Annotated in this window: 12 protein-coding genes; 10 read left to right on the forward strand and 2 right to left on the reverse strand. The window is 73.8% G+C overall.

All coding sequences use genetic code 11. The features are described 5' to 3' along the window. The first annotated feature begins 110 nt into the window (after positions 1–110). Positions 111–278, forward strand: a complete 168-nt coding sequence (locus tag QSK39_RS29480) for a hypothetical protein (protein WP_285481095.1) — start codon at positions 111–113, stop codon at positions 276–278. 13 nt (positions 279–291) lie between these two features. Here QSK39_RS29480 and QSK39_RS29485 read toward each other — a convergent pair whose 3' ends face one another. Further along, positions 292–3,270, reverse strand: a complete 2,979-nt coding sequence (locus tag QSK39_RS29485; RefSeq protein ID WP_285481096.1) for a helix-turn-helix transcriptional regulator — start codon at positions 3,268–3,270, stop codon at positions 292–294. A gap of 631 nt (positions 3,271–3,901) precedes the next feature. On the opposite strand from QSK39_RS29485, the gene QSK39_RS29490 reads away from it, so the two are divergent. From QSK39_RS29490 to QSK39_RS29520, 7 genes are read left to right on the forward strand one after another with little or no spacing between them, the layout of a single operon-like run. Continuing rightward, a complete protein-coding gene (locus tag QSK39_RS29490) occupies positions 3,902–4,762 on the forward strand; it encodes a 3-hydroxybutyryl-CoA dehydrogenase (RefSeq protein ID WP_285481097.1) in 861 nt (286 codons plus the stop codon). Positions 4,763–4,776: 14 nt separating this feature from the next. Then, positions 4,777–5,982, forward strand: a complete 1,206-nt coding sequence (locus QSK39_RS29495) for an 8-amino-7-oxononanoate synthase family protein (RefSeq protein ID WP_285481098.1) — start codon at positions 4,777–4,779, stop codon at positions 5,980–5,982. Next, positions 5,979–7,583, forward strand: a complete 1,605-nt coding sequence (locus QSK39_RS29500) for a carboxyl transferase domain-containing protein (RefSeq protein ID WP_285481099.1) — start codon at positions 5,979–5,981, stop codon at positions 7,581–7,583. The genes QSK39_RS29495 and QSK39_RS29500 overlap by 4 nt, the downstream gene beginning before the upstream one ends. Before the next feature lie 7 nt (positions 7,584–7,590). Beyond that, positions 7,591–9,561 carry an acetyl/propionyl/methylcrotonyl-CoA carboxylase subunit alpha gene (locus QSK39_RS29505; RefSeq protein ID WP_285481100.1) on the forward strand — a complete coding sequence of 657 codons (1,971 nt, stop codon included), beginning with the start codon at positions 7,591–7,593 and terminating at the stop codon, positions 9,559–9,561. Next, positions 9,554–10,813, forward strand: a complete 1,260-nt coding sequence (locus QSK39_RS29510; protein WP_285481101.1) for an ATP-grasp domain-containing protein — start codon at positions 9,554–9,556, stop codon at positions 10,811–10,813. The genes QSK39_RS29505 and QSK39_RS29510 overlap by 8 nt, the downstream gene beginning before the upstream one ends. Positions 10,814–10,825: 12 nt before the next feature. After that, positions 10,826–11,860 carry a 3-oxoacyl-ACP synthase III family protein gene (locus QSK39_RS29515; RefSeq protein WP_285481102.1) on the forward strand — a complete coding sequence of 345 codons (1,035 nt, stop codon included), beginning with the start codon at positions 10,826–10,828 and terminating at the stop codon, positions 11,858–11,860. Positions 11,861–11,873: 13 nt separating this feature from the next. Beyond that, positions 11,874–13,100: an MFS transporter gene (locus QSK39_RS29520; protein ID WP_285481103.1), complete on the forward strand. Its 1,227-nt coding sequence runs from the start codon at positions 11,874–11,876 to the stop codon at positions 13,098–13,100. Here QSK39_RS29520 and QSK39_RS29525 read toward each other — a convergent pair. Beyond that, a complete protein-coding gene (locus QSK39_RS29525) occupies positions 13,061–13,525 on the reverse strand; it encodes a winged helix-turn-helix domain-containing protein (RefSeq protein ID WP_285481104.1) in 465 nt (154 codons plus the stop codon). The genes QSK39_RS29520 and QSK39_RS29525 overlap by 40 nt on opposite strands. A 158-nt stretch (positions 13,526–13,683) precedes the next feature. Between QSK39_RS29525 and QSK39_RS29530 the strand changes: the two genes are divergently transcribed. Both QSK39_RS29530 and QSK39_RS29535 read left to right on the forward strand, forming a co-directional pair. Further along, positions 13,684–15,006, forward strand: coding sequence for a PepSY-associated TM helix domain-containing protein (locus QSK39_RS29530; protein ID WP_285481105.1), 1,323 nt, complete (start codon positions 13,684–13,686; stop codon positions 15,004–15,006). Further along, entirely contained in the window at positions 15,003–15,596 is a 594-nt protein-coding gene (locus QSK39_RS29535) for a DUF5134 domain-containing protein (protein WP_285481106.1), read from the forward strand. Before QSK39_RS29530 ends, QSK39_RS29535 begins: the two co-directional genes overlap by 4 nt. Positions 15,597–15,643 lie beyond the last annotated feature (47 nt).

Raw genomic sequence — 15,643 nt, forward strand, 5'->3', positions numbered from 1 at the left:
TCCGGTGCCCGGCCCGGCGCGCACCTGCTTTCAGGATGTGGACGCACTGGGACCGCGGGCTCCCGGCGCCGAGAATGTCCCGACGGCGGAAGGGGTGCACGATGAAGCGGATGGTCGACGCGCTTATCCGGGCGTTCACCGGGTTCGGGTGGGTGCTGGTGCCGCCGGTCCCGCCGTTCGAACCCGGCGTGGCCGTGCCGGTGCCGCGTCCGGCGGACCCGCTGAGGGTGCCGTTGTCCCGCCGGGAGCGGGCGGAGTTCCGGCGGATCGTCGGCTGAGTCCACAAAGGACTCAGGTGTCGAGGGTTGCCGCGTAGTCGAACAGCGTCACGCGGTCGGGCAGTTTCGTCTTGGTCATCAGGCTGGACACGTGCTTTTCCACCGTCTTGGGGGAGATCAGCAGGCGCCGGGCGATGTCGGTGTTGCCGAGGCGGTGGGCCAGGAGCCGGAAGACGTCGTATTCGCGGACGGTGACGCCGGCGTCGCGCAGCTCGCGCGGGAGGTGGTGGAGGCCGGGCCGGCGCTGCCGGACGGATTCCCCGGCCCGCCGCAGCAGGGCCCGGCACGCCCCGGCGACGCCCGGGACGGCCGCGTCGTGGAAGTACTCCTCGGCCGCCCGCAGCCACGGGACGGGCTCACCCCAGCCATCGGCGAGCGCGGCTTCGGCGGCGAGCCGGGCCCCGAGGTGCGCGGCCATCCGGTAGGGATAGGCGGCTTCCCGCGCTTCCTTCGCGGCGGCTTCCGCCCCGGCGGCATCGCCCCGCCGGCCGTGCGAGACGGCCTGCGCGAGGGCGGCGAACTGCCGGTTCCACCGGAGCCGGCTCGCGGGGTTCGCGGTCGCCACGGCCAGGTCGTCCGGCGTGAGGTCCCCGGCGAGGACGTCCAGGAGGAGGGCGAGGCCGTGGTGCCCGGCGAGCGGGGAGCCGGCGGATTGCCGGGCGAGTTTGAGATCGCGGCGGGCTCGGTCGCGGTCCTCCTCGAGCAAGGCGCAGAACGCCTGGGCGAGGCCGAGGCAGAGGGCGAGGTCGGGGTGGTGGTCGCCGTGGGCGGCCCGGACTTCGGCGATCGCTTCGGCCATGCCCGGCCGGTCGCCTTGGTGGGCGGCACACACGGCCCGGATGACGGCGGTGCGGCGCGAATCGGCGGGGTCGCCCTCGCCGCTGCCGGCGAGGTTGCGCTCGGCGGCGATGAGACCGCGCCCCGCCGCAGCCGGGTGGTGGTCGGGACCGCAGGGCCGGTCCGCGAGCAGGTCAGCCGACTCCTGGTTTCCGCCCGAGCCGGAGCGAGAGCCCGCGGCCAGCCACCGCTCGACCCCGCGGTAGTCGCCCCCGAGCACCAGCCCGTGCAGCGTGATCCCCAGGTCGGCCGCCCGCGCCACCGCCACCGACCCCGACTGCTCCGCCTGCTGCCGGGCCAGCACCAGACCGCCCGTGTCCCCCTCCGTCACTGCCAAGTGCTCTCCCAGCCGCAGCAACACATGCGTGCGCCACAACGGCATCCGGCGGGACTCCGTCAGCTGCCGGGCTCGGTCGAGGTGGCGGCGGGCCTCCTCCGGGTCTCGCTCGAGGACGCCCAGCGCCAGCAACGCCTGGCACGTCACCACCGGGTCGTCGTGCCGCTCGGCCTGTTCGAGCGCCGCCGTGGCCAGCCGGCGGGCTTCGGCCTCTCGGTCCGGTGCTTCGAGCAGCAGGAGTGCGTGCACCGCGTCGATCGCCGCGCGCCGGCGGTCGGAGCCGGGGCGGGTGCGGGCCGCCGTCAGCTGGGCCAGGGCGTCTTCGGTCCGGCCGGCCAGGCGGGCGGCCCAGGCCAGCCGGGCGTGCAGCACCGCCGCCCGGTCGAACAGCCCGACCTCCGAAAACCGGGCCGCCAGAGCGAAAGCGCGGTCCGTTCGCCCGGTTTCGCCGAGCGCGAAGACCAGCGACTCCAGCACGAACCCGCGCAGCGGCAGGTCGGGACTGTCGGTCAGCAGCGCGTCGGCGCGGCCGAGCAGGGTGACCGCGGCCCCCGCCGCCGCGGTCTCCAGGGCCCGGCGCCCGGCGTCGGCGAACAGCCGCCCGGCCGCGGCGCGGTCGCCCGCGAGCTGCCGCAGCTCCGCGGCCCGGGCGCACCACTCGCCGGGCAGACCGGGGTACAGCACCTCGGTGGCGTCGGCGGCCAGCCGCGCGAGTTCCGCCCGCCGGACCGGCCCGAGCTGCGCGAGCACCGCCTCGACCGTCAGCGGGTGCCCGAACGCGTACCAGCCGAGGGCCGCCCGGTCCGGTTCGACGAGCTGGGCGTCGACGGCCGCGTCGAGGAACGCCGCGACCGCACGGTCGTCGGCCCCGGCGGCCCGCTGCACCACCGGGGCGGCGAAGCGGGAACCGAGCACCGCGGCGATGGCCAGCAGGCCGGCCCCCTCGGGCCCGAGCCGGGCCATCCGGGTGGCGACGCTGCCCGCCAGCGCCGCGGGCACGGTGCCGGTGTCCGCGAGGTGCCAGCCGCCGGGGCGCTCGGTCAGCAGCCGGTCGTGGACCAGCTCGTGCAACAGCTCCTCGACCAGGAACGGGATCCCGGTGCTGAGCTGCCACAGGTGGGTGGCCGTCTCGGCCGGGACGCGCGCCCGGTCCGTCCCGAGGCACGCCGCGACGACGTCGTGCACGGCACCGGGGCCGAGCCGGTGCAGCCGGCGCAGGACGCAGCCGCCGCGGCGGGCCGCCGACCGCGCGATGTCCCAGGCGTCCGAAGGGTCGTCGCGCAGCGTGCCGATCAGCAGCACGCGGGCGGACTGCAGGTTGTTGACCAGGTACTCCAGCACGAACAGCGTCTCCGCGTCGGTGTCGTGCAGGTCGTCGAGGAGCAGCACGCAGCCGCCGGCCCGGCCGACCACGGTCAGCAGCCGCACCACCGCCTCGGCGATGACGAGCAGCGGCGGCGCCGGGGCACCCTCCGCGACCGTGCGCCAGTCGGGGACGAGCACGCCCAGCGCCGGCAGGTACGGGCCCAGCTCGCCGACGTCGACGGGTTCGGTGTCCCGCGTCAGCGAGAACAGGGCTTCGGCCAGCGGCCGGAACGGCACCACCGGCCCGACCGAGCTGCCCTGCCCGCGCAGCACCCGCGCACCGCGGCCGGCCGCCGCCGCGGCCACCTCACGGGCCAGCCGGGACTTGCCGATCCCGCTTTCCCCGGCGAGGAACACCGCACCACCGCGCCCGGCCAGCGCGCCGTCGAAGGCCGTGGTCAGCTCCCGCAGCTCCGCCTCCCGGCTGACCAGCTCCGGCGAGCGGATCAGCATGCCGCGAAAAAGGCATGATCATCGGAATAATCGTATTCACGCATCGAATGGTTCCCCCAGGTCTTCGGCCCCCTCATAGGGGATACACGACAGCGGTGACAACGCCAACCGGGACCGAATGCTGGAATTCACTTGCCCGCCTTTCGTCGCGCGATGGGGCGGGTTCCCCCAGGTTTCCCCGGCGGACGGGAGGGAAGGGTGGACTCCGGGAATCGTCCGTTCGGAGGTTGACACCCACCGGGCGCTCCCGCGGCCCGCCGGACACCGTGACGCAGGCCGCAGGAGTGGTCCAGGCCAGGAGCCCTGGCCTGCTGAACAGGCGGGATTCGCCCTGTTCGCGGGAAATCCGCGAGGCCCGGGAAGAAGTTGGGGGAGCCGCCCCCATGGCGCCGCGGCACCCGCCATGGGCAGACTGGCGAACGCCACGGCTGGGGTGAAGTAACCGGGGCACGGGGGTACCACGACGGAATTCGGTGCGGTGCGAACCGCGCCCGGACATCGGCGTGAACGGGTTCCGGCCGAGCCCGGAACAGCCCTTTCGGGAGAACGAACGGACATTTCGTTCTCGAACTGGACAGCTCCTTCACGCGCTGCCGCGAATGCGGCGGCACGGCAGAATGCGGGGAAACAAGTGGGTGCGAACGGAATCACCCGGGTCGGCGTGGTCGGCTCGGGCACGATGGGTGCCGGGATCGCGGAGCTCTGCGCGACCCGGGGGCTCGACGTCCGGCTGGCGGTGTCCCGGGAGTCGTCCCTGACCGCCGCCCCGGCGCGGATCGCCGCGTCGCTCGGCCGCCGCGTCGAGAAGGGCAAGCTGACGGCCGCCGAGCGCGACGCCGCGCTGGCCCGGATCACCGTCGGCACCGACCTGGCCGAACTCGGCGACCGGCACCTCGTCATCGAGGCGATCCCCGAGGACGAGCAGCTCAAGCTCGGCCTCTTCGCCACCCTGGACAAGATCGCCGGCGACGGCACCGTGCTCGCCAGCACCACCTCGGCCATCGCGATCACCCGGCTCGCCGCCGCGACCAGCCGGCCGGAACGCGTGCTGGGCCTGCACTTCTTCAACCCCGTCACGGCGTTGCGGCTCGTCGAGGTCGTCCCCGCGCTGTCCACCACGGGCGACGTGACCGAGCGGGTGACCGCCTTCGCCGAGCACACCCTGGACCGGCAGCCGATCACCGTCGCCGACCAGAGCGGCTTCGTCGTCAACGCCCTGCTGATCCCGTACCTGCTCGCGGCGATCCGCATGGTCGACACCGGGTACTGCCCCGCCGAAGACGTCGACCGCGCCATGGAACTCGGCTGCGCGCACCCGATGGGCCCGCTGCGGCTGGCCGACCTGATCGGCCTCGACGTCGTCGCCGCCATCGCGGCCGCGCTGCACGACGAGTTCAAGCAGCCCCTCTACGCCGCCCCGCCGTCTCTTTCCCGGCTGGTCGAAGCCGGCCACCTCGGCCGCAAGACCGGCCGCGGCTTCCACACGTACTGAACCGAGGAGAAACCGTGCACTCGTTCCTGAACATCAAGAAGTCCGCCCGGATCAGCGACGACTTCTGGGACGTCACCGACAAGGCCGGGCTGTTCGACGTCGTCGTCGCCGGGCTCGGCGACGGACGCCACCGCGGGCTCGACGACGGCCACGAGTTCGTCAACATGTCGTCCTACTCCTACCTCGGCCTCGACACCCACCCGAAGCTGGTGCGGGCCGCGGCCGACGCCGTGCTCGCCGAAGGCGCGCTGAACACGTCGACGTCCCGGATGCGCGTGCGGTTCGGCGCGCTCCGGGACGCCGAAGCGGCGCTGTCGGAACTGTTCGACGTCGAGGCCGTGACGCTCAACTCGTGCGCCGCTGCCGCGTGGTCGGCGCTGCCGCTGGTCGCCTCCGGGATCTTCACCGAAGGCGAGCCGCCGCTGATGGTGTTCGACAAGAACGCCCACTTCTGCCTCAACGCGATGAAGCCGAGCGTCGCCGACGAAACCGAAGTCACGGTGGTCCCGCACAACGACGTCGAAGCGCTCGAAGCGTTGTGCAAGCAGCACAAGCGCGTCGCCTACGTCGCCGACGGCGTGTACAGCACCGGCGGGCAGGCACCGGTGAAGGAACTCCTGGCCCTGCAGGACAAGTACGGCCTCTTCCTGGTCTTCGACGAGGCCCACGGCATCTCGACGGTCGGGCACCGCGGCCGCGGCGTCGTGCTGGAGGAACTGGGCCGGATCAACGACCGCACGATCATCATCACCTCGCTCAACAAGGGCTTCGGCGCGTCCGGCGGCGCGATCTTCCTCGGCAAGCGGGGATCCCAGTGGCGGCTGGACACCGCGCAGCGCAACGGCGGCCCGCTCATGTGGTCGCAGCGCATCAACACCGCGGGCCTCGGCGGCCTGCTCGCGTCCGCGGAGCTGCACCGCACCGACGAGCTGACCGCGTTGCAGCAGCGCCTGCAGGACAACATCGCGCTCTTCGACCGCCTGGTGGAGACCGGCGAACGCGGCGACGGGCTGCCGATCCGGTTCGTGCGGGTGGGGTCGGAGGACGCGACCGTCCGGCTCGCCCAGGACCTGTTCCGGGCCGGCTTCTACGTCTCGCCGATCTTCTTCCCGATCATCGGCCGTGGCAAGGCCGGCCTGCGGATCATGCTGCGCGCCAGCATGACCACGGCCGAGATCGAGAAGTTCGCGGCGCTGCTGGGCACCCTGGGGGAGGCGTGACGGCGCTGCGCTCGCACGTCGACGTCGCTTCGGCCGCCTTCCGCCGCAACGCCGAGGACTTCGAGGTCAACCGCGAGGTCATCGCCCGCGCCCGGGAAGCGGCACTGGCCGGCGGCAGCGAGAAGGCCCACCGCAAGCACGCGGCGCGCGGCAAGCTGACCGCCCGGCAGCGCATCGCGCGGCTGCTCGACCCCGGGACGCCCTTGCTGGAGGTCGGCCAGCTCGCCGCGCACGACGTCTACGACGAGCCGGTGCCCTCGGCCGCGCTCGTCGTGGGCGTCGGGATCGTCGCCGGACGGCCGTTCATGGTCTTCGCCAACGACGCCACGGTGAAGGGCGGCACGTACTTCCCGCTCGGCGTCCGCAAGCACCTGCGCGGGCAGAAGATCGCCCGGGAGAACGGCCTCGGCTGCCTCTACCTCGTCGACTCGGGTGGCGTGTTCCTGCCGCTGCAGGAAGACCTGTTCCCCGACGAGGACCACCTCGGCCGCATCTTCCGCAACATCGCCGAGATGTCCGCCGAAGGGCTGCCGCAGCTGGCCGCGGTGATGGGCTCGTGCACCGCGGGCGGCGCGTACATCCCGGCGATGTGCGACGAGACGGTCATGGTCCGCGGCACCGGCACGGTGTTCCTCGGCGGCCCGCAGCTGGTGCGCGCGGCGACCGGCGAGGTCGTCGACGCGGAGACGCTCGGCGGCGCCGACCTGCACACCCGCGTCACCGGGGTCGCCGACCACCTCGCCGAGACCGACGACCACGCCCTCGAGATCCTGCGCGACCTCGCGGCGCGCAGCTCCCGGCCGCCGCTGTCGCCGCCGGCCCGGGAGCCCCGTCCGCCGAAGTACGACCCCGCCGAGCTGCCCGGGGTCGTGAGCGCCGGGCTGAAGGAGCACATCCCGGCGCGCGAGATCCTCGCGCGGCTGCTCGACGACAGCGAGTTCACCGAGTACCGCGCCCGCTTCGGCCCGACGATCGTCTGCGGGACCGGGCACGTCGGCGGCTACCCGGTGGGCGTGCTGATCAACGACGGCGTCCTGTTCTCCGAGAGCGCGCAGAAGGCCGCGAACTTCATCGAGGTGTGCGCGCAGCGGGACATCCCGCTGCTGTTCCTGCACAACATCAACGGGTTCATGGTCGGCGCCGAGTACGAGGCCGGCGGGATCACCAAGCACGGCGCCAAGCTCGTCAACGCCGTGTCGTGCGCGAAGGTGCCGAAGTTCAGCCTGGTGATCGGCGGCAGCTACGGCGCGGGCAACTTCGCCATGTGCGGGCGGTCCATGGGGTCGCAGCTGATGGCCATGTGGCCGAGCGCGCGGTCCACTGTGGTCGGTGCCGAGCAGACGGCCAAGGTGATGACCCTGATCCGCGGCGACCAGCTCGCCAAGGAGGGCCGCGAGCTCACGCCCGAGGAGGAGGCGGAGATCCGCGAGCCGATCCTCGCCTCCTACGAACGGCAGGCGCAGCCGCTGTACTACGCGGCCCGGCTGTGGGTCGACGCCGTCGTGGACCCGGTCGAGACGCGCGACTGGCTGGCGCTGTGCCTGGCCATGGCCGCCGACGCGCCGAAGCGGGAGACCCGCTTCGGGGTCTTCAGGATGTGAGGGGACGATGCCGAAACGTGTGCTCATCGCCAACCGCGGGGAGATCGCCCGCCGGATCGCGCGCACCTGCCGCCGGCTCGGCGTCGACCACGTCGCGGTGCACTCCGCCGCCGACGCCGGCGCGGCCCACCTCGCGGACGCGGCCGAAACCGTCCACATCGGACCGTCGCCGGCCCGGGAGAGCTACCTCGACATCGACGCGGTCGTCGACGCGGCCCTGCGCACGAACTGCGACGCCGTGCACCCCGGCTACGGGTTCCTGTCCGAGAACCCGGAGTTCGCCGCCCGCGTCACCGAAGCCGGGCTCGTCTTCATCGGACCGGACGCGGCCACGATCGAGGCGATGGGGGACAAGGCCCGCGCCCGGGAGCTGATGGCCGCGGCCGGCGTCCCGGTCCTGCCCGGCTCCGAGCACGCGACCGAGTCGGCGGACGTCCTGCTCGCCGACGCGCGCCGGATCGGCTACCCGGTGATCCTCAAGCCGGTCGCCGGGGGCGGCGGCAAGGGCATGCGCGTGGTCCACACCGAAGCGGAGCTGCCCGACGCGGTCGAGGAGGCCGTCCGGCTGGGCCGCGCCGGGTTCGGCGACGGCCGGCTGCTGGCCGAGCGGTACGTCGCCGCGCCGCGGCACCTCGAGGTGCAGGTCTTCGGCGACCGGCACGGGAACGTCGTCCACCTCTTCGAGCGCGAGTGCTCGCTGCAGCGGCGGCACCAGAAGATCGTCGAGGAGGCACCGGCGCCGCACCTGCCGGCCCCGACCCGGCACGCGCTGCTCGACGCGGCCGTGCGGGGTGCGACCGCGCTGGGGTACCTCGGCGCGGGCACGTTCGAGTTCATCCTCGACGGCGACGGGCGGTTCTTCTTCCTGGAGGTCAACACCCGGCTGCAGGTCGAGCACCCGGTCACCGAGGAGATCACCGGGCTGGACCTCGTCGAGTGGCAGCTGCGCGTCGCCGACGGCGAGCCGCTCCCGCTGGAGCAGTGGCAGATCCGCGCCACCGGGCACGCGATCGAGTGCCGGGTGTACGCCGAGGACCCCGAGCACGGCTTCCGCCCGGCGCCGGGCCACGCCGAGGTCGTCCGGTGGCCCCAGGGCGTCCGCGTCGAGGCCGCGTTCGACGACTCCGGTGCGGTGCCGGGGTTCTACGACCCGATGGTCGCGAAGCTCGTGGCCACCGGGGCCGACCGGCCGGCGGCCCTCGCCCGCCTGCGCACGGCGATCGAGGAGACCACGCTCGTCGGCCTGACCACCAACCTCGGCTTCCTCGGCGAGCTGCTGGCCGAACCCCGGGTGGCCGAGGGCCGGGTGGACACCCACCTGGTCGACGGCTTCACCGCCCGTCCGGCTCCGCACTGCCGCGACGCGCAGGCCCTGGCGTGCGCGGCGGCCCTGGCGGTGCCGGACCGGGCCGCCGCGGCCTCGCCGTGGACCGGGACCATCGGAGCCTTCGACCGCGCCGCGCTCGACCCCGACGCGCCGCTCGGCCGCCTCGTCCTGCGCCGCGACGGCCGCGACCGCGAGGCCCGGCTGCTGGCCCGCGACCGGGCCGGACTGCACGTCGAGACCGACGGCCACCGCTTCACCGTCACCGCCGGCCCGGCGGACGACAGGGTGGTCCGCGGCACGGTGGGGACCACCCGGTGGACGGGTTTGCCCACCGCGGACGGCTACGAGATCGTCCTCGACGGCCACCGCGTCGCGCTGGCCCGCCGGACGTTCGACGAAGGCGGCGGCGACGCCTCCGACGGCGCGGTGCGCACGCCGATGCCGGGGGTCGTCGTCGGCGTGGCGTGCGCGCCCGGCGCACGGGTCGAAGCGGGGGAGCTGCTGGTGGTCGTCGAGGCGATGAAGATGGAGAACCGCATCGTCGCGCCCTTCGCCGGGACCGTCGGCCGGCTTTCCTGCGCGCTGAACGACGGCGTCACCGCCGACCAGGTCCTCGTCACCCTGAACCCACTGGGAGAATCCGATGTCTGACGCACCTGCCCTGTTGTTCGTCGGCGGCGCCCGGCCGCTCAGCTTCAGCCTCGACATGGCGGCGGAGGCGCTGGCCCAGGCGGCGGCCCGCGGCATCCGCGTGCACGTCACCAACACCGCCGAAGTGCTCGCCGCGACCGAAGACGTCGTCGGCAAGGCGGCGGCGACGTCCACTGTGGACGTTCTCAAGCCCGGCGAGTCCGCGGCCTGGGCGAAGGCGCGGGACGAGCGCTTCGACGCCGTCTACGCGCTGCAGGAGCTGGCCCAGGTCGCCGTCGCCGAGACGGCCGAAGCGATCGGCGTCGCGGGCAACCCGCCCGAGGCCGTGCACCGCGTCCGGACCAAGGACGCCTGTCGCGAAGCGCTGGCCGCCGCCGGGTTCCCGCAGCCGGTCGTCCGGCTCTGCGCGACCGAAGCCGAGGCCGAAGCCTTCCTCGGCGAGTACGCCGGGCCGTGGATCGTGAAACCCCGCGATGCCATGGGCAGCACCGGCGTGAGCCTGGTGACCGAGCCCGGGCAGCTGCCCGCGGCGCTCGCGCTGCTACCGGACGCGAAGCCGTTCCTGGTGGAGCAGTTCGTCGAGGGGCCCGAGTTCAGCGTCGAAGGCGTCTTCCTCGGAGGTGTCCCGAAGGTCCTCGCCGTCACCGCCAAGGAGAAGGTGCCGCCGCCGTTCTTCGTCGAGACCGGGCACGTGCTGCCCGCGCCGCTGCCGGACGCCCGGCGGCAGGAGATCGAAACGCAGGTGACCGGCGCGTTGAAGACGCTCGGGCTGCGCGTCGGCGGCTTCCACGTCGAGCTGTGGCTGACCCCGGCCGGGGTCGTGCTGGGCGAGGTGCACGGCCGCTTCGGCGGCGACTGGATCCACCGCATGCTCGCCCACGCCATCCCGGGCCTCGAGCTGTACGGGCTGGTCTTCGACGACCTGCTCGGCCGGCCGGTCACCGATATCCCGCTGGAACCGAGCCGGGGCGCGGCCGTCCGGTACCTCACGCCGCCGCCGGGCCGGCTCGCCGCGGTCGAGGGCTGGGACGACGTCCTCGCCCACCCCGCCGTCCTGTACGCCGAACTCGGCGTCGGGCCCGGCGACGAAGTCAAGCCCCTGCACCGCTCCGGCGACCGCGTCGGCCTGATCGTCGTCGGCGCCGAGACGCCGGAAGCGGCGAGTGCGCTGGCCGCCGACCTCGTGGACTCGGTGAAGTTCGTGCCCGAGTCCGAACCCGATCGCCTGCCGGGCCTGTGGGCCCTGCGCTGACCTGAGGACGAGATGACCGACATCGGCATTCTGAGCACCGGCTCCTACCTGCCCGACCGCGTCGTCACCAACGCCGAGATCGCCCCGGCGGCCGGCGTCGACGCGGCGTGGATCGAACGCAAGACCGGCATCCGCGAACGCCGGCACGCCGCACCCGGGCAGGCCACCTCCAACCTCGCGGCGATCGCGGCCGACCGGGCGCTGCTCGCCGCGGGCCTCAGCCCGGACGACGTCGACCACGTCGTCGTCGCGACCTCCACCCCGGACCACCCGCAGCCGGCCACGGCCAGCCTGGTCCAGCACCTCATCGGCGCCCGCTCGGCTTCGGCCGTCGACGTCAACGCGGTGTGCAGCGGGTTCGTCTACGCACTCGCGATGGCCCAGGGTCTCGTGCGCGACGGCGGCCACGCGCTGGTGATCGGCGCCGACATCTACTCCCGCATCCTGGACGTGCGTGACCGCAAGACCGCGATCCTGTTCGGTGACGGTGCGGGGGCGGTCGTGCTCGGCCCCGTACCGGCGGGAGGGGGCGTCATCGGCACGCGGCTGCGCGGACACGGTGACGACCACCGGCTCATCGGCGTGCGCGCCGGCGGCAGCCGGGTGCCCGCGTCGGTCCGGTCGGTGCTGGACGGCGAGCACTTCTTCCGGATGGACGGCCGCGGTGTGCGTGAGTTCGTCACCGGGCACGTCCCGTCGGCGATCACCCAGGCACTGCGGGAAAGCGGGCTGCCCGCCACCGCCGTCGACCACCTCGTGCCGCACCAGGCCAACGGCGTGCTGCTGCGCGAGCTGGGGGAGGCGCTCGCCCTGCCGAACGCGGCCCTGCACCTGACGGTCGGGGAGTTCGCCAACACCGGCGCGGCTTCCGTGCCCATCACGCTCGACGCCGCCCACCGCGCCGGCGCCCTCGACGTCGGCGACGTCGTGCTGCTGGCCGGGTTCGGCGGTGGCATGAACCTCGGCGTCAGCCTGTGCCGGTGGACCGCGGCACCGCCCCGCCGCACCGGCTTGCCCACGCAGACCAGCGCCCTGTCCCACGGCTGAGAAAGGCCTGCCCATGCCCGCGCTCCTGCCCCGCGGCGGTCCACCCCGGCTGCTCGCGGTGGCGACGCTGATCACGATGACCGGCTACGGCGTCTACCTGACCGCCGGCGTTCTGTACTTCACGCGCGTAGTCCAGCTGCCCGCCGGCCAGGTCGGCCTCGGGCTGACGGTCGCCGGCGCGGTGTCGCTCTCGGCCGGGATCCCGTTCGGGCACCTCGCCGACCGCCACGGCGCCCGCACGGTCTACGCGCTCACCCTCGTGCTCGGCGCGGTCTCGATGGCGGGATTGTGCCTGGCGCAAGGGTTCTGGACGTTCGTGGTGTTCGCGAGCCTCGGCGCCGCGGCCCAGACGGCCGGGCCCGCCGCACGCAGCCCGCTCGTGCAGGAGTACGGCGGCGACCGGCCGGCGGAGTTCCGCGGCTACCTCCGGTCGGTGACGAACCTGGGCATCGCGCTCGGCGCGCTGCTGGCCGGCTGGGGCGTCGCGGCGGACACCCGCAACGCGTACCTGCTGCTCATCGCGGGCAGCGCGGTCTCCTACGCGGCGAGCGCGGCCGTGGTGCTGTTCCTGCCGTCGGTCCCGCCGAAACCGGCGGGCACCGGACCGCGGTGGGTCGCCCTGCGCGACCGGCCGTACCTCGTGCTGACCCTGCTCGACGGCGTCATGGCGATCCAGTACCGGGTGCTGACCGCGGCGGTCCCGCTGTGGCTGGTCGCCCGCACGGCGGCACCGAACTGGACGGTCTCCGGCGTGATGGTGGTGAACACGGTGATCGTGGTGTTCTTCCAGGTCCGCGCGAGCCGCCGGATCGACACGACGAAGGCGGGCGCGGTGGCGTTCCGGCGTGCCGGGTTCGCGTTCTTCGCCGCGTGCGTGGCGATCGCGGCGATGGCCGGGGCGCCGACGTGGCTGGCCCTGGTCCTGTTGCTGGCGGCGGTGATCGTGCACACGGTGGGCGAGATCTGGCAGGCCGCGGGCGGCTTCGAGCTGTCGTTCACGCTCGCGCCGCCGCACGCGGTCGGGCAGTACCAGGGACTGTTCGGCATGGGCCTGGGCCTGGGTGTGACGCTGGGGCCGGCGGTGCTGATCGCGCTGTGCATCACCTGGGGCACGCCGGGGTGGTGGGTGGTCGGCGGGATCTTCGCGGCCACCGGCTTGGCGGTTCCGGCGGTGGTGCGGTGGGCCGAGCGCGACCGCGTTCAGGTCAGCGCGACCGGTGCGGAGCTCTCGAAGCGGTAGCCGATCCCGCGGACGGTGGTGATCGGGTCCAGGTGCGGGGCCAGCTTGGCCCGGAGCTTGCGCACGTGGACGTCGACGGTCCGGTCGCCGCCGTCCTGCCGCGGCCACAGCGCGGTCTTCAGCGCGGCGCGGGTGAAGACCTGGTCCGGGTGCGCGCCGAGGTAGCGCAGCAGGTCGAACTCCAGCCGGGTCAGCTCGAGGTGCCTGCCGAGCAGGATCGCCCGCCGGGAGCCGGTTTCGATGTGCAGCAGCGCGTCCGGCACCAGCTTCAGGTGGGATCGCGCCGGGAAGACGTCGACGCTGGCCAGGCCGTCGAGCGCGGACGCCAGCCGGGCGGCGACGAGCGCGGCGTCACGGGCCGGACCGCTGAGGTCGATCCGGATGGTCACGTCGAGCACCCCGGGGCGTTCCGGCTGGATCGTCATGGCCGCGATTGTCGTTGCCCCGCGCGAAGATGCGAAGCGCGCCCGGCGGGTGGAACGGCTTGACGCGCCGGGAACTCCGGGATTCCCGGGAACCGTACGCGGATTCCAGCCGACCTCTCTCCTGAGGCGGCGGCCGCCGCGGACGGGAAGGGAGCTCGATGTCGATCGACCGGAGCGACGAGCGCACGGCCGGACCGGCGGCGCAGCCGAAGCTCACCTGGGCGGCGATCCGGCCGCTGGTGCTGCGCCTGCACTTCTACGCCGGGGTGTTCATCGGGCCGTTCCTGCTGGTCGCGGCGGTGACCGGGCTGGCCTACGTCTGGACGCCGCAGCTGGAGCAGGCCGTCTACGACCACGAGCTGCACGTCCCGGCGGCGCCCGGGGTCGTCCCGCTGGAGCAGCAGGCCGCCGTCGCCCGGGCCGCCGTGCCGGACGGGACCGTCACCGGGATCCGGCCCGGGCCCACGCCGGCCGACTCGACGCAGGTGATCTTCGACCGCCCCGGGCTCGAGCCCAGCTACCACTGGACGGTGTTCGTCGACCCGCACACCGCGGAGGTGCGCGGGCAGCTGGAGACCTACGGCTCGGGCCAGGCGATGCCGGTGCGCGGCTGGGTCGACACCCTGCACCGCAGCCTGCACCTGGGCGACGTCGGCCGCTGGTACAGCGAACTCGCGGCCAGCTGGCTGTGGGTGGTCGTGCTGGCCGGGATCGCGCTGTGGCTGGGGAAGCGCAAGTCGTCGCGGAGCAAGCGAGGACGGCTCCTGTCGTGGCACCGCACGACCGGCCTGGTGATCGCGGCCGGGCTGCTGGTCCTGTCGGCCACCGGGCTGACGTGGTCCGAGCACGCGGGCGCGAGCATCAGCGAACTGCGGTCCGAACTGGACTGGACGACGCCGTCGGTGTCGACCGCGCTTCCGGCTTCGGCGGCGCGAACGGACGTCGGGATCGACGCCGTGCGCGCGGCGACGCTGTCCGCCGGCTTGGCGGACCCGGTGGAGATCCGCCCGCCGGCCACGCCGGGCAAAGCGTATGTCGTGCAGCAGGTCGGCCGCGACTGGCCGACCAAGGCGGACTCGATGGCCGTCGACCCGGCGACCGGGCGGATCACCGACACGCTGCCGTTCGCGGACTACTCGCTCGCGGCGAAGCTGGCGCGATGGGGGATCGACGCGCACATGGGCCTGCTGTTCGGCGTGGCCAACCAGATCGTGCTGACGGCGCTGGCGCTCGGGCTGATCGCGGTGATCGTCTGGGGCTACCGGATGTGGTGGCTGCGCCGGCCGACCCGTGGTGACGCGCGGGCCGGGCGTCCGCCGTCGCGCGGAACCTGGCGGCGGATCCCGGGCCGGGTGCTCGCGCCGGTGCTGGTGGTGACCGCCGTCGTGGGGTACTACCTGCCGGTGTTCGGCTTGTCCCTGCTGGGTTTCCTGGTCGTGGACCTGATCGTCGGGGCTCGCCGTCCGGAGGTGGTGTCGTGATCGAGGCGACCGGGTTGCGGTGGATCCTGACGATCGTGTTCGCGGGCACCGGGTTCTTCTGCCTGTACCGGTGCCTGCGGCAAGGACCGGTGACGAGCCGGTTCGGCGACGTGCTGCACACGGCGATGTGCGCGGGCATGGTCGCGATGGTGTGGCCCGCCACGATGAGCTTCGCCCGGCTGCCGCAGTTGGTGCTGTTCGGGTTCGCCGCGGCCTGGTTCGCCGTGGCGGCGGCCCGGGGTACCGACCGGTGGCACCCGGGCTACCACGCGGTGATGATGGCGGCGATGGCGTGGATGGTGTTCGCGATGCCCCGCGCGATGGTGGGCAGCGGCGCGGCGACGACCATGGACATGCCGGGGATGGAGGGCATGGCGATGGCGGTGCCGTCGGCCGGGGGAGGGGTGCCGGCCGACGTGGTGGTCGTCGCGGTGGTGCTGGCGATCGCGTTCTGCGCGGCGGGGCTGGCGTTTCTGGCCCGAGCGATCGATGGCGTGCGGGTCGCGTTGCCGCCGGTCCGGACGGCCGGGTGGGGCGCCGACGCCCTGATGGGCCTCGGCACGACCGTGATGCTGGTCGCGATGCTGTGACGCGGCGGGGGTGCCGACGCCCGGGTGGGCCTCGGCACCCCCGCGAC

The sequence above is a fragment of the Amycolatopsis sp. NBRC 101858 genome (genome assembly GCF_030269325.1).
Lineage (GTDB): Bacteria > Actinomycetota > Actinomycetes > Mycobacteriales > Pseudonocardiaceae > Amycolatopsis > Amycolatopsis ponsaeliensis.

Excerpts from the sequence above, each read along its gene's own strand:
- QSK39_RS29485 (WP_285481096.1), bottom strand. The coding sequence starts at position 3,270 with ATGCTGATCCGCTCGCCGGAGCTGGTCAGCCGGGAGGCGGAGCTGCGG.
- QSK39_RS29520 (WP_285481103.1), top strand. The coding sequence starts at position 11,874 with ATGCCCGCGCTCCTGCCCCGCGGCGGTCCACCCCGGCTGCTCGCGGTG.
- QSK39_RS29515 (WP_285481102.1), top strand. The coding sequence starts at position 10,826 with ATGACCGACATCGGCATTCTGAGCACCGGCTCCTACCTGCCCGACCGC.
- QSK39_RS29530 (WP_285481105.1), top strand. The coding sequence starts at position 13,684 with ATGTCGATCGACCGGAGCGACGAGCGCACGGCCGGACCGGCGGCGCAG.
- QSK39_RS29480 (WP_285481095.1), top strand. The coding sequence starts at position 111 with ATGGTCGACGCGCTTATCCGGGCGTTCACCGGGTTCGGGTGGGTGCTG.
- QSK39_RS29510 (WP_285481101.1), top strand. The coding sequence starts at position 9,554 with ATGTCTGACGCACCTGCCCTGTTGTTCGTCGGCGGCGCCCGGCCGCTC.
- QSK39_RS29505 (WP_285481100.1), top strand. The coding sequence starts at position 7,591 with ATGCCGAAACGTGTGCTCATCGCCAACCGCGGGGAGATCGCCCGCCGG.
- QSK39_RS29525 (WP_285481104.1), bottom strand. The coding sequence starts at position 13,525 with ATGACGATCCAGCCGGAACGCCCCGGGGTGCTCGACGTGACCATCCGG.